Annotated in this window: 9 protein-coding genes; 3 read left to right on the forward strand and 6 right to left on the reverse strand. The window is 40.5% G+C overall.

All coding sequences use genetic code 11. The annotated features are described in order from the left end of the window. Positions 1-11: 11 nt before the first annotated feature. A complete protein-coding gene (locus ACO6S2_RS16955) occupies positions 12-767 on the reverse strand; it encodes a DUF952 domain-containing protein (protein WP_422359747.1) in 756 nt (251 codons plus the stop codon). Further along, complete coding sequence (locus tag ACO6S2_RS16960; protein WP_422359748.1) at positions 767-1,618, reverse strand: alpha/beta hydrolase family protein; 852 nt, start codon at positions 1,616-1,618, stop codon at positions 767-769. Before ACO6S2_RS16960 ends, ACO6S2_RS16955 begins: the two co-directional genes overlap by 1 nt. Positions 1,619-1,734: 116 nt before the next feature. Here ACO6S2_RS16960 and ACO6S2_RS16965 point away from each other — a divergent pair, with 116 nt between their 5' ends. Then, complete coding sequence (locus ACO6S2_RS16965) at positions 1,735-2,709, forward strand: polyprenyl synthetase family protein (RefSeq protein ID WP_422359749.1); 975 nt, start codon at positions 1,735-1,737, stop codon at positions 2,707-2,709. Positions 2,710-2,725: 16 nt separating this feature from the next. Here the strand turns inward: ACO6S2_RS16965 and ACO6S2_RS16970 are convergent, their stop codons facing one another. Beyond that, positions 2,726-5,752: a two-component regulator propeller domain-containing protein gene (locus ACO6S2_RS16970; protein ID WP_422359750.1), complete on the reverse strand. Its 3,027-nt coding sequence runs from the start codon at positions 5,750-5,752 to the stop codon at positions 2,726-2,728. A 268-nt stretch (positions 5,753-6,020) separates the two neighbouring features. On the opposite strand from ACO6S2_RS16970, the gene ACO6S2_RS16975 reads away from it, so the two are divergent. After that, complete coding sequence (locus tag ACO6S2_RS16975) at positions 6,021-8,867, forward strand: hypothetical protein (protein ID WP_422359751.1); 2,847 nt, start codon at positions 6,021-6,023, stop codon at positions 8,865-8,867. A gap of 60 nt (positions 8,868-8,927) precedes the next feature. Here the strand turns inward: ACO6S2_RS16975 and ACO6S2_RS16980 are convergent, their stop codons facing one another. From ACO6S2_RS16980 to ACO6S2_RS16990, 3 genes are all read right to left on the reverse strand, one after another. Further along, on the reverse strand, positions 8,928-10,571 hold the full coding sequence (locus tag ACO6S2_RS16980; protein ID WP_422359752.1) for a hypothetical protein: 1,644 nt from the start codon (positions 10,569-10,571) through the stop codon (positions 8,928-8,930). 99 nt (positions 10,572-10,670) lie between these two features. Beyond that, positions 10,671-12,497 (reverse strand): FG-GAP-like repeat-containing protein, encoded by a 1,827-nt coding sequence (locus tag ACO6S2_RS16985; RefSeq protein ID WP_422359753.1) that lies wholly within the window; start codon positions 12,495-12,497, stop codon positions 10,671-10,673. A 64-nt stretch (positions 12,498-12,561) separates the two neighbouring features. Then, complete coding sequence (locus ACO6S2_RS16990) at positions 12,562-14,469, reverse strand: RecQ family ATP-dependent DNA helicase (protein ID WP_422359754.1); 1,908 nt, start codon at positions 14,467-14,469, stop codon at positions 12,562-12,564. 63 nt (positions 14,470-14,532) lie between these two features. Here ACO6S2_RS16990 and ACO6S2_RS16995 point away from each other — a divergent pair, with 63 nt between their 5' ends. Next, positions 14,533-14,895, forward strand: a complete 363-nt coding sequence (locus tag ACO6S2_RS16995) for a cupin domain-containing protein (RefSeq protein WP_422359755.1) — start codon at positions 14,533-14,535, stop codon at positions 14,893-14,895. Positions 14,896-14,948: the final 53 nt, after the last annotated feature.

The following is a 14,948-nucleotide window of genomic DNA, read 5'->3' on the forward strand; positions in this document are numbered from 1 at the left end:
TTACGACAAATCTAGCCAATAGTTTTCTGTTCCAAATCTTGCGAGGAATTGACAGCTCTTAGCCATACAATCGCTGATTTATTAAGTCGTCCGTATAGGTGAGGAAATAGAGCATTTCTTGAGGGTACCTCATTGATTTTGACTTCTGCCTCCACTTTCGACAAGTCGATACCTATTAGCACCAATTCATCATTTGGGTTAAAGTATTTCTCGTAAGAGGTCTTTAATTCCGAGATATACGAAGTATGAATAAAACCCTCATCCTCAAGAGACGGGTGAGTATACAGCGTACTTAACTCTTGTTCTTCCCAACTCGCCTTTGTGGCTAAATGAAAACTAACTGATTCTTGAGCAGGAGGCTTTTGAAACATCCGAGCTTTCACAAAATTTATAAATGTGTTTAAAACAAAATGGTTTGCCTTGATCAGAAAAACATGACGTTCCTTTCCTTCTAATAGCTCTAATCCGTCCTTGCCAAGAAACCCATAATACATCCAGGCAAAGAACAAAAACACCAGAAACAAGTTGCTTTGATAGTGATACCACCCAAGAGACAATGCCAGCCAGGACAGACAGGTTCCAATTCCACCAATCACCAATGGAATAATCAACTTCTTTCTGCTGACCACTAGGCTTCTGATATTCGACAGTCGGAAATCAGATCGCTTGCCCTTAAACATGATCACTAAAGTATGATCATACAATAGCAGCATATTTTGTGCATCGCCACTTTTGCCTAAATAGCATTTTAGCAGTACTGGTCGCATCAAGGCCTTTTTAAAAATTCAATCATTTCATTCACCAATTCCTTGGTAAACTCAGGCAGCTCTGAAGCCGTCCAGGGATGCTTCCCTCCAAAGGTATGATTTGCCCCTTCTACCCGATGAGTTTGAATCGCAGGGTAAGCGCCTTTCAACAACAAAAGCGATTCCACAGGTACCGTTTCATCTTCAGTACCATGAATGGCTAAAAATGGAACATTAAGTTTCTCTAACTGATCGGCAATTCTGAATCGTGAAGAATCCTTCTCAAAATCTTCAACCATCTGATAATAGAGCGGCATATCCTGATGTGTTCGTGCGTTTTTGATGTACTGAACGCCTTTCTCCTTCCATTCTTTAACGAACTCCTCCGACCAAAAAGCCTCCAAGTCTGGCACAGCTGCCCAGGTCACCAATCGCCTAACTCTGGTATCCTCGCAGGCTTTCAAGATAGATACAGCTCCACCACGACTATGACCAACTAAAAAAAGTCGAGATATATCAATTTCGTTTTTTGAAATATCTAATTGATGATTCGAAATATGGTCTATCACAATTGTTAAATCATCTAATTCTATACTAAAATTATTATTCCCAAACGCCTCAAGATCTACAAAGTCTTGTGGATGATCCGGCGTAACTCCATTATGAGACATATTCATTTTCACATAAACAAAACCCTGTTTGCCAACCTCCTCAGCAATAGCATTAAAATGCATCGCGTCTTTGAAACCTTTGAATCCGTGAACAAATAGAATGACCGGTTTTTGCTGCCCATCTGGTTCATACCTGTAATCGATCCCAAATGTTCTGCCTTTATGCTTTGAATGTAGAATTTGCTCCTTCTTTACCATCATCTATCCTATGCTTTAAATCAAATATCAACATCCTGATCTCATTATCGAAATAATTATCAAGAACCTTCTAATTATTTTCAGTCTATTGTGTCATTGTATTAATTTGCGGCCAAATAATGGCGCTTAGAATAAAAGACATCCAATCCCCTGTAGCCAATGAGATGGCTGAATTTGAAAAAAAGTTCAGACAGTCCATGAAAAGCAATGTAATGCTCTTGGACAAAATCATGGCCTACATTGTAAAACGAAAGGGAAAGCAAATGCGCCCGTTATTCGTTTTTCTTAGCGCTGCCACGACCGGAACCGTTTCGGAGGCTTCTTATCGAGGCGCTTCTCTGATAGAACTTCTGCACACAGCCACTTTGGTGCACGACGATGTAGTGGATGACTCTACCTACCGAAGAGGATTCTTTTCTGTGAATGCCCTATGGAAAAACAAGATTGCTGTTCTTGTTGGAGATTTTCTTCTTTCGAGAGGTATGCTTCTATCCATCGATAATGAAGATTTCGATTTACTCAAATTAGTTTCTGAGGCCATCAGAGAAATGAGTGAAGGTGAATTGCTTCAAATGGAAAAAGCCAAAAAACTGGATATCACAGAAGAGGTATATTACGAAGTAATTCGACAGAAAACGGCCAGTTTGATTAAAGCCTGTTGCGCCGTGGGTGCTGCTTCAACTGGTGCTGACCCTACAACCGTGCAAACCATGGGAGAATTTGGTGAGAAAGTAGGCATGGCTTTTCAGATTAAAGATGACCTATTCGACTATGGCACGCAGGAAATCGGAAAACCCCTGGGCATCGATATTCGAGAAAAGAAAATGACTTTACCGCTTATTCACGCCTTAAATCAAGCCACTAGTTCGGAGAAAAAGAACATCAAGCATATCATCAAAAAGCACAGCGAAAACACGAAAAAAGTGAATGAAGTGATTGACTTTGTGAAAGAAAAACAAGGAATCTCTTATGCTACCGATGTGATGAATACTTATCACTCTGACGCCATTCAAATGCTGAAGACCTTTCCAGACTCTCCCGCTCGACAATCATTAGAGCAGCTGGTTCAGTTTACTATTGAGAGAACCAAATAGTATCCCAAACGTAAGCTCAATTTCTTAAATCCACCAGCTCAATTATAAAGGTTGTTCCTTTTCCTACTTCAGAGTCGACTTCAATAGATCCGTTTAGATTAGTAATAATCTCTTTAACTATATACAACCCTAGACCCGTGCCGTCACTCTTGTGCGTGGCCCGGTAAAACATATTGAAAACCTTCTCTTGCTCTTCGGCTGGTATCCCAGGCCCATTATCAGCTATTGTTAGCCTTACCCCAGCCTCCGTTTTATCAATGACCACTTTGACAAAAGGGTTAGAAACATCATCGGGAGAATGGTGCTTATAAGCATTAGTAATTAGGTTATTCAGCACGATCTTTAGGCGATTTACATCTGAATGAATCATACCATCTCCATTACATTCAATTATGGATTCTATTTTGGGGAAGTTCTCAGAGTAAGTTAACCCTTCGATAACCTCCTCCACTTCCAGCTTCAAATCCAAAGCAGCAATCTCCAACTCGGTCCTGGCGTTTTTGGAATGGTCCACAATATCTTGGAGCAAAGAGTCTAGACGCTCTACACTGTTTTTTATATAAGCCAGGTACTCCTCTTTATTTGGTGTTTTATCTAAGGAAGCCACATTTATCAATCCAAGTATAGACGACAATGGGGAACGCATTTCGTGCGAAGCACTGTAAACGAAACGATCTAATTCAGCGTTTACTTTTCTCAGTTCTCTGTTTTGGTTATTGATAAATGCAACTCGCCAAGTAAAGAACAAGAAAATAGTCAACAATACGATCCCAATACACAATGCTAGAAACCATGTTGTTTCATAGTAAAATGGATGAACGGTGAATGCAAGAGAATCTCCCTCTTCATTCCAAACATGACCGTCATTGGTTCCAATCACTTTGAAGGTGTAATCACCCGGAGAGAGGTTGGTGTATTCAACAGTTCCCTCATAGGTGGCTGCACTCCAACCCTTGTCGTACCCCTCTAGTTTGTATTTAAATTGATTCCGCTCGGGAGAACCGAAACTGAGTACACTAAAATCAAACCTATACCTTGACGTACCTGGCTGGCACTCAGCCGGTTTTATATGGATGTTCACTTCTTTATCATCTGCAATCATTTGCCTGATGCTAACTTTAGGAAGATATTGATTGCGTTTAAATGTAGATGGATCAATAATAGATGCGCCTCCCAAAGTAGGGACATATATACTTCCATTAGAAGTTATCGTAGACCTTGTTGCTCCTGTACATTCTTCTGTATTCATTCCGCTACTTTGATCTACAGTAAATGTAGGTACTCGATCCAGCCTGTTATTCAAGTACTTCTCCCAATCTGATTTTTTTAATTGCAAAACTCCAAGATTGGTCGTGATCCAAAGGTGTTCCTGCTGATCAATAATAAGATCAAAAAATGTGCGGCTTCTTTTGTCCTGTTGCAGCTTCACTTCTATCAAAGAATCTCCTTTAAAGAAGAGCGGGCCGTTGTTGGTAGTGATATAGGCATTTTCTTCCTCATCGAAATCTATATTAAAAAACAGCAGTCCTGAATCATCATCGCTCAAATGAAAGGTTCTAGCATCTCCTTGTTGATTAATGATAGTCATCCCTCCACCAAAAGTCCCAACATATATCTCACCTTTTGCCGACTCTGCAATAGAAAAAACAAAATTTGACTCCAATCCATGACCATCTGAGTAAACGCTTATGATCTCTCCATTTCTGAATTTAATGAGACCACCTGATCTGGTTCCGAACCAAAAATTGTCATTTTTATCTTTATGAATTACACGAAAGTTGTCCGCCGGCATTCCTGAGGCGGTAGAAAACAATTGTTCTCCATCTGATCCCATGTGCAGAATTCCTGAATAAGTAGCCAACCAAAAGGAACCGTCCCGATCATGATAAATATCCCGCACCCCATTTCCATTTAAATTAGTCTTAACTGGTAAAATATGGAAGGTCTTCCCATCGTACACGTCAATTTGGTTGGCATCAGTACCTATGTAGAGATTACCGTTCCAGGATTCATGAACTATATTAACCCGGCTGCTCGACAAGTCTGGCTTGACAAAATTCGACACCCGGCTTTCCTTTATCTGAATAAGCCCTGAACGATTAGAAGAAAGCCATATGTTACTTTCTTCATCCATAATCATGGACGAAATTCTTACCAGGTCTATACCTTGCTTTGACCTAAACCATTCCAACCGATTGTCAGCCTCATTCCAGCAAGCTACTCCACCTTCAGACCCAACCCACACCATACCAGAATCATCAAGAAGCAGACTATTGATTGAGTTGTTCTCAAGGGGCGAAACTGTATGAAAGTTCTGCTGATCATCCAACCACTGTAATCCTTTTGATGTCCCCACGTAAAGTCTTCGTGCGTATTCAAACAGTGACATTACATTATTGCTCAATAACCCATTTTTAGTGGTTAAACTCCTGATGTCTGATTTACCCAAGTGATTCAACCCATTCCCTTCTGTACCAAACCATATATCTTTGTTTGAACCTTCAATAATTACTCTGATTATAGTTCTGTCAAATCGCTCGTCTGTTACTTTATAAGCGGAGTCGTTTTTAATTCTGTATATTCCTTCATAGTTAGATCCTAGGTACAAACTACCATCCGAGGCCACTAAAAGTGTTCGTATCGATTTTGGGATTTCTACACCCTTAGGCTGGTAGAGATTAAAGACACCTCCTTTGAACTGCACAATACCATCGCCCTTGCTAGCGATAAAAACGGTTCCTTCATCATTTTCAGCAACCGCATAAAAACCATCATTATTTAAGAATTCTAATCGGCTTTTGTCATAGGTCTGGATTCTCTCTCCATCATAAATCATAAATCCATTGTTGGATGTAATCCATATAAGATCTTTTGAATCTTGATAAACAGAATTTATATTATTGGATGGCAGACCATCATCACTTGTTATTTGGGAGATACTAACATCGGCAATGGAACTCTTAAGGCTAACAGACGTTGATTGACTCCACAATAACGTGGCGTACAATAGGATACATGTGGACAAGGTTAGTTTCAATCGCATTATTTTGGTCACTCCAGTTAGTCCATTATTAATCAAGAAGATAATGAATAATAACTATTTTTAATAAAAGGAGCTATTCAGCCTAACTAATAAAAGGATTCATTTCAATCAATGAACTCAAGGGAGAGGTCATTATTATCTAGTTCTTTCTAAGAAACCAGCGTTATGTCCATAATACTTTAGTAACATCGATTTATCCATTTTTCCTTCATCTTTGATTATTTTAGAATAACTGTTTATCGAAACAGACACCTTATTAAATCTACCTATGAAAAAATACCTATTACTCATCCTCATTACCATTACAACGAGTCAATCATTTGCCCAATTAGGTCCAAGTTTTGGACAAAATGCGAACGGTCAAGATTGGCAAAAACTAGAATCGCCGCTGGTGGACATAGTTTACCCTCAGGGCAAAGAAGCGCAGGCGCAGCGGATTGCTAATTTGATCAATTATCAGGGAACTGAATTGACCGAAACTATTGGCCCGATTGTAAAGAAACCTAATTTGCTTATCCAAAACAGAACCGTTGTCTCAAATGGTTTTGTTGGTCTAGGTCCATTTAGGAGTGAATTCTTCACTACTCCTCCTTCAAATATGAAAATTTTTGGTTCGATTGGATGGTTGGATATTTTATCCATTCATGAGTATCGCCATGTGCTTCAAAACAGTAATTCTTTACATGGCTTCACAAAATTCTTAAGGTATTTTCAAGGAGAATCGGGATGGTCTCTTGGGAAAAATTTAGTTATGCCCAATTGGTTTTCTGAGGGTGACGCCGTTTGGGCTGAAACTAAGTTTTCTGCCGCTGGCCGTGGAAGACTTCCACACTTCACCAAAGAACAAAGAGCGATCTCTGCAGCATCACGAGATTATAAATATCAGAAGTACAGAAATGGGTCTTTTAAAACCCAGCTTCCTAGCCATTACCCAACAGGGTATACGATATGTTCATTTCTCAGAAATGAAGAAGGTGCAGAAGTATGGAATGAAATAGTGGCAGACGCCACCGCATGGAAAAGTGTTTTTTGGTCGTTCAACAATGCTATAAAACGAAATTCAAAATACAGAAATAGTGACCGGCTATTCTACGCAGCATGGGATAAAGTGGACAAGCAATGGCAAGACCAGCAAGCAGCTGCCAATTTACAACCAGGAGAAGTAATCAGTCAGCCGCGTAAAACGGTGACTTACTACACATTCCCTCAAGAAAGTGCTTCTGGCAGTATTATAGCTTGGAGAAAAAGCTTCCAACAGACTGATCAGATTGTAGAAATATCTAATGGAAATGAGCAAGTATTATTCTCTCCTGGCTTCAACCTGTGGCAATATTTCAACACAAAGGATGGCGCATTTGTCTGGCCAGAGCGAGCTCAAAATCCAAGAAGAAATAATGAGAGCTATTCGGATATTTATGTGAAGAGTAGCCTGGAGGCAGACAGGATTAAGCTCACTAAAAAAGGCAATTACTTCAGCCCAATTTTTGGTAAAACCACTGATGAAGTTTATGCCGTGCGTTTTGCTCCAGACCTTGTGCCTTCCATTCGGAAATTCAACGTTCTCACCAAAGAAGAAGATGTCATTGTTACTTTTACGGCGGATGATTTTGTGGGCAGAATCACTTATGTAGAAAATGAAGATGTCCTGTTAGCTGTTTATAAACTCGACAACCAGTTGACGATTTTAAAAATAGATCTAACCACAGGAAATCGAAGCGAACTCCTTCCATTTACTTCTCATGCCATTGATGGAATGAGCGTAAACGACGGCTTCGTTTACTTTACCGGATCTTATACGGGTATTGATAATATTTTCAGAGCACCTCTCGACGGGTCCAAGAAAATTGAGCAGCTAACTTCAGAGCAAGTAGGTGCCTACACCCCAAGTGTTAGCAAAGATGGAAAGTCTATTTATTATGCAGTATATGATGAATTGGGGCACCAGGTGGCCAAACGCTCAAATGAAGCAATTGGAAACTCCTTTAGCTATTTGGAACCAAGACAAATGGTGTGGCAAGATGAAACGCCTGCTATCTTCGAAGACGAAGATGCCACTATTTTAACATTGGCAGACAACAAAGTATACGAAACTGCTGAATACACAAAATCCCCATTCAGAGGTGTTCGAGCACACTCGTGGAGTTTGAGCCCATCACCAGTTACTCCTTCTTTGTCATTAACCATGAATAACTACACCAATGACATATCAGCTGACCTTGGTGGCGGCTATAATGTCAATGAAGAAGGGGCTTTTTTTGGTGCTTCGGTAAGTTATGCAAGATTATTCCCTGTGATCACATTGGGTGTAGAGCACAACTTCAGATCTGCTGACTATTTGATGCCCGCAGATACTTTGGCAGATTTAAAGTATGCAGAAACAGTGATTGGTGGAGCAATTTCGATTCCATTGACCTGGATCAAAGGCAACTACAGTACATCCCTTACTCCGGCTGTTGAATATGATTATCATATTACCAACAATCTAGAGATAGACGAGACTAACATCGCGTTTGAGGACACCAACTACTCGACACTGGAAGGAAGATTAACATTCTCATTCTTACGAAGAACAGCCCAACAAAATCTGGCACCTAGATTAGGTGTTTCGCTTTCAGCTCAGATTGTTGAAAACCTGACAGAAAGTTCAAACAATAAATTTGTGGGGGTTGGCACCCTATATCTTCCCGGTGTAGGCAAAAATCACACCTTACAACTTGCAGGGGCTTATCAATATGAGCCATTGGACAATATTTTTCAAGAAGTAGATGCTTTTCAATACTCTAGAGGATATAAGACACCTATTAATGACGATTTCTTGAGATTCTCAGCCGACTACGGGTTTCCACTACTCTACCCAGATTTAGGATTCTTCGGCATCACTTACTTCAAGCGAATTAGAGCCAACTTATTCTATGATTTAGGTAAAGGTTCTTACGATCAGGATGACCTTGAAACAGATTATAACTCCACAGGGTTTGAAATCATTTTTGATAACACTTTCTTAAACATCTTACCGGCCAGCATAGGATTTAGAGGGTCCTTTCTGTTGAATACAGATCCTTTGGATCAGGACGCGGAATTTGTACCTGGATTTTTTATAATAGGAAGTTTATAACCAACCTTGACATAAACAAAAAAGCCCCCTAACATAAGTTGATAGCGGGCTTTTTGTTTTCTACTGGTGTTGCGGAATTCCCGTCATTTCCCAATGACCAAGCGTGATTGGAATATTGCCTATACTATTTAATTCATCGAAGAATTCTTTAATCAAGAACGGTTTACCTTCCAACTCGTTAAGTCTAGCCACATCGGCCATGGCATTTTCCAAAAGGTACTTTCCAGTGATATAACTGGTCCCGTACCCAGGTTGCCTCAAATACAAATGTTGTTCAAACAGCAACAGTTCCTTTTCTGTTTTCATCCAACCTCGAGGTGTATATTCTGAATGAATACTACCAGCCTCTTCCATAGTCATATCATTGGCATGTGCATATAGCGAACCAAGTCCTCGGGCCGCTCGTTGCGCAATCATGATATAGACTATTTCACGTACCCTCGGTGCATCGTCATACAAACCTGCTTGCATAAACATTTCTTCTACGGCCGTAGCGGTCCCTTCATTTCTTGAGTCAAAAATATTGTACAACAGCGGGCCTTTGCGTATTTTACTCGCATGAGGCTCTAGATCCATTCTGGCTAATTCGAACCAATGGTAGAAATGTGAATACAATGGCCGCGGATCATAATGCTCTCCAATCAAAAAGAAATTTCTTTTTTCCTTGGGTACAAACTCGCCCAAGTGTTCGCGCAAAGCCGGATCGAAATAATCCTTTACTGTGACAATTTCTTGTTGATCCAGAAAATTAATCAGACTCTTAGCTGCAGCATCTGCCATAGCATCGTAAGCTTCAGGGGAATCCACCTCAACCAGTTCTGGCAACTCACGATTCCTGTGCTCTTCCAGTTTCAGGGACGACCAGGCGCGAGCCAATTCTCGCTTAAGTAGCATCACCTCATCTTCCCAAGTCAAGGGAACCAGGTGCACATTCTGTAGATACCAGGTGTAGTTATCTTTACCAATTCCTGAAGGACCCGTCTTGGACGCTGATTGTTCCTCCAACCAATTCACCAAATCTGCAGTTGCCTCCTTGGCCAACTCGATAGCCTGAACTAACTCTGCATCTGACGACACTCCTGCTTCACTCATCAGATTATCCAAGGCAGTATTTTGATAGTCTATATAGGCGATGCCCGCGATCCACAATTCTCTAGCATTGCCTGTCAGATTTTGTTTGGCTTGCTTAAATAAAGCTGGAATGACTTTCAGATCAGCAAGTAACTGATCTCTTCTTTCTCCACTTACAGGAAAATCATACATCCACACTTCCGTAATCCCGTGATGGGTAGGACCTTCGTGTGCTGGCACATCACTTCGTGCTTCCCATACTGAATAATAAAAAGCCGGGTCGCGTGCCCAGGGTTTGAGTATGCGATGATTGAAGTCGTAGCCATTCATCTCCGCCCAGACAATCATCCAGTCTACTTTCTCATTTGTGTCCCAGCCGGAAGTGTCCATAGCAAGTAATTGTTTTTGCAACTGCTTAAATTCAGGCCATCGCTTTTCAAAAGTGGCAGCCGTGTAATCCGGACTTCCATCTTTCATCGGTGGCACCTCAAAAGCTCTCCAGTCTTTGAATAAACTAACTAAGTCTTGGTAACTTGCTTCGACCTGAGTAGGAGCAACACTTTTTTCATGATTAGGCGATTGGCAGCTAATTCCTAACAAGACAATAGAAAATAGAAAGTGTACATGTTTCATGTTGATCTGTATTTAATCTGAAAGGCTAACCAGTGTAATCTAGACGTTAATATAATCAACTTAATTCTGATTCATTAAACCGTTGATTAATAACGGTAATCACTTCTTAATGAAAGGTATGCTCTTTCGATCGTTCGGGGAAATTAATTGCAAAACATACTCCCCTCTTCCAAGCATTGTAATATCTATTTCACTATTCAATGTGCTCCCGCTAGAAATTTTTAGTCCAGACAGATTAAATATTTTATAATCCACAGGCCCCTCGAGGCTCAACCTGATCTTTTCTGACGATGGATTTGGAAACAATAAAGGTGTGTTATCTACTGAAGAGTCAAATCCAGTAACAATTGAATTATCATCAACAACAAGTTCCTTTTCAATAGTAAATGAAACTGGATTACTAAACCCAGAAGCATTATACGCAGCATCGATAGCCTGCACACTCCATTTATATGAACCTTTTTGAAGTTGGTTTGCAATAAAAAAAGTTTGGGTTCCTGAATTACCAAAATCCGCAATCATTCGCACACCAGATTCCAGACTTAGCGGTGAAATTATTAACCCATCCTGACTCTCAATTTTGACGTTATAAGTGATCGAATGAGTAGTTTCATCTTTCTCCTCCCAGACCAACTTCACAGAATTATCTACAACACTTTCAACAGCCATATTCATTGGCGTTTCTGGCCCAGTACTTTCATTTAGAACCCTTCTTACATTATCTAGTTCTGCAGTATTCACATAAACGGTGGCCAACAAGGCTAAATCCTCCTTTTGACCATTCACAAATAAATCCAATCGCCCATCATTATCGAAATCACCCCAACCCCCAGAACACTGAGATAAACCTTCTCCCGAGAAAAATTCAGTAAACTCCATCTCTTCATTCTCAAATACTTTAAGCTGCCTGCCTTCAACTACACCATTTCCTGCAATTAGAATATCCAAATCCCCATCATTATCCATATCTCCCCACTGACCAAAACCTTCTAGAATAGCTGGTAGTTCGATTTCTGAAAGCTCAAATCCGTCAATGTTATTTATATATACACCAGAAAATGGTTCATATTCTTCTGTCATCCCAGTAACCAACAAATCTAAATCCCCATCCAAATCAGCATCTCCCCAATCAATTGAACTTTCGGCAAGCCCTTTGAAAGCATTTTGAAAAACTAACTCAAAATCATCTCCATTATTTTCATAGAGGTGCATCAAAGGTGGACCAGACTCTGGGTACGTAATACCCGTATATCCTGAAATAATAAAATCAAGTAGCCCGTCATTATTAAAATCAACCCAAGCAGCATCGCCAAATGAGGCTCCGGTTACCTCTAATGTTTCTAGTTTGATAAACTCATCATTTTCTGGGTCATATGTAAAAATCTTGGTAATAGAATTGCTTTCATTATTCTGCCCTACCATTAACAAATCCTTATAGCCATCACCATTATAGTCTCCCCAATCAATGGAGCCTCTTGATAATCCTTCGAATTTATAATTCAACTCTTTGAAGCCCGAATCGTAGGTAAGTATTTTGGTAATTATAGATTCATCAGTTGATGAATAACCAATCAAAGCCAAATCCATATGACCATCATTGTTAAAATCTGCCCAATCAATACTACCGTCAAATAAATCAGGAAAAATACCTACATCAAATTCTGTAAAAGACAGGCTGTCATTAGTATAAAATGATGAATAAATGTTCGCTAAAGTATCATCACCAAAAGTGAATACATCAAGATTTCCATCTACATCAAAATCTGACCACAATACACCTCCAGACCTTAAGCCTCTTAGGTCTGTTTGAATCGCGGTAAATTGTGCAAAAAGCATAGAGTTATTACCTAAGAGTAGGACAACTAAAAATAGCCCTTGCAAGATTGAAGCCTTTATGAGGCTCCCTTTGGTTTGGTTGATCTTCATCTCAAAAAATCGTATATTAATTAAGTTCTAAATTTAAAAGAATAATATATATGTTATTCAAATTTCATATTATTATTAACCGATCATACCCCTCCATCTCTACCTTGCCTTCATCGATCAAGATTCGGATAGCCTCAGTGAAGACGAAATCTCCTTTAGCTTCTACAGCGTCTTTGAGTTCGTCGATATAGTTGGTTCCAGAAGTGACAAGAGCTAGAATTTCACTTTGGGTTTGATCTAGTGCAGCGATCAGCTTTTCCTCCTTTTTAGCTTTGATACACACATCACATACACCACAGTTGAGATAAGTTTTTTCATTGAAGTACTCCTGAAATATTCGTGTCCGACAACCTTCCTTGTTGGCTGCATAAGCCTTCATGGCCTCTACCTTTTCTTTGATGACTTGGTGGCGAGGGACTACTTCGTTGTAGAATTTTTTCAATGCAGACACCTCTAATCTCGGCGTGAGATAGGTAAGCTGTGGTAAGGTCTTCATAGGGTCGTACACAATCACACCCTGTTGCTCCAGCAGTTGTAGTTTTTTGATTACCTCACTCTTTGAGAGCTTACTCAGTTTGGCCACTTCAAATTCGGACACATTCATGAAATCGGCATACAGCCCTCCACCATAAAGCCGAAGCATCGACTTAATCACTGGTTCGTAAGCTCCATTAGAAATAGTGAATTTGTAGACTTCGTTGCCATCTAGTGCAAACTTGACCGTACTCGACTTATTCAAACTCTCACTCAGAAGTAGCAAACCCATCTCTTCCAATTTCTGAATACAAAAGTGGGCTTCTCGTGGATTGAGCTGGTAGGTAGAGGCAAACTGCTTCAGATCAAAATCATAACTCTGCCATTGGCTACTGCCAGTTGCTAGCTTGAAATAGTTAGCAATGGCTTGATACACCCGTTGCACATAATCCAGTGTTGGGTTCTTATGTTTTTCACTTTCGTTCAAGCGAAATAGATCGGATGGGTTGTATAGTAAGACTGCAAAAGCACTTCGTTCATCACGTCCGGCTCGCCCTGCTTCCTGATAATAAGCCTCTAACGAATCAGGCAGATCCAAATGCACCACCACTCTTACATCCGGCTTGTCGATCCCCATGCCGAAAGCATTGGTCGCTACCATCACACGCCGAACGTTCTTGATCCACTCTTCCTGTTTTTTGTTACGAGTAACGGGATCTAACCCTGCATGATAAAAGTCCGATGAGATGCCATGCTGGTAGAGGTATTTAGCCACGTTCTGGGTTTCCAGGCGACTCTTCACATACACGATGGCCGAGCCTTTCACATTGTTTAATATGTCGATTAGCTTAGGTCCTTTGTTTTCAAGTTCGAAGGCAGAGTAAGAAAGATTGGCCCGAGCAAAACTCTTTTGGAAAGTGGCTGGTTCTTCGAATGCGAGTTTCTCACAAATATCATGAGCCACATCAGCGGTAGCCGTGGCAGTGAGGGCGATTTTTTTGATATCTGATAGATAGTCGTAGATGGATGCAATCTCCACATAGGACGGACGAAAATCATAACCCCACTGTGAAATACAATGTGCTTCGTCAATTGCCAAGAGCCCCACATTCATCTTCTTCAATCTCTCAATGAAAAGGTCAGATTTCAAACGTTCTGGTGACACATAGAGAAACTTCACTTTTCCGAATACACAATTATCCAACAGGATATCAATTTCTCTTTTGGGCATGCCCGATGTCACCGCGGCGGCTGAAATGCCTCTTTGTTTGAGTTGTTGCACTTGGTCTTGCATCAGTGCAATTAATGGAGAAATCACCAGGCACAAACCGTCCAGCATCAAACCGGGCACTTGGAAGCAGATGGACTTTCCTCCTCCTGTAGGCAAGAGCGCGAGCGTGTCCTGACCAGCAAGTACAGACTCGATGATCTCCTCCTGTAAAGGTCGAAATGTATCGTATCCCCAGTATTTTTTTAGTATGTCCTTGGCTTCGCTCAATCGATTGAATTATTTGCAACAAATAAACGAATAACTCAGTTAATTCCTACAAAGCTCAGACACATGAACAAGATAAACCTCAAAGAAAAATTCAATCTATTTGACGACTACTGGCATCCTCGTATCATTGGAGAACTCAATGGACAACTGGTGAAAATCGCCAAATTCAAAGGCTCCTTCGAGATGCATAAACACGAACATGAAGACGAGCTCTTCCAGGTTATCAAAGGGCAGATTCAGGTCAAGTTTAAGGACAGAACGGAAACACTTGATGAAGGCGAAATGATCGTGGTACCCAAAGGGGTACTTCACCAACCCAGTGCCGAAAAAGAAGCCTGGGTCATGATGTTCGAACCCGCTTCTACGGTCAATACGGGAGAGAATACAAGTTCAGATATGACGAAGGAGGAACTGGAATGGATTTGATTCAAAACTATAAGGTTTTGAAAACCTTATAGTTTTCTCGAGGCTATTTTGAT

It is taken from the genome of Reichenbachiella sp., assembly GCF_965233835.1.
Classification (GTDB): Bacteria; Bacteroidota; Bacteroidia; order Cytophagales; family Cyclobacteriaceae; genus Reichenbachiella.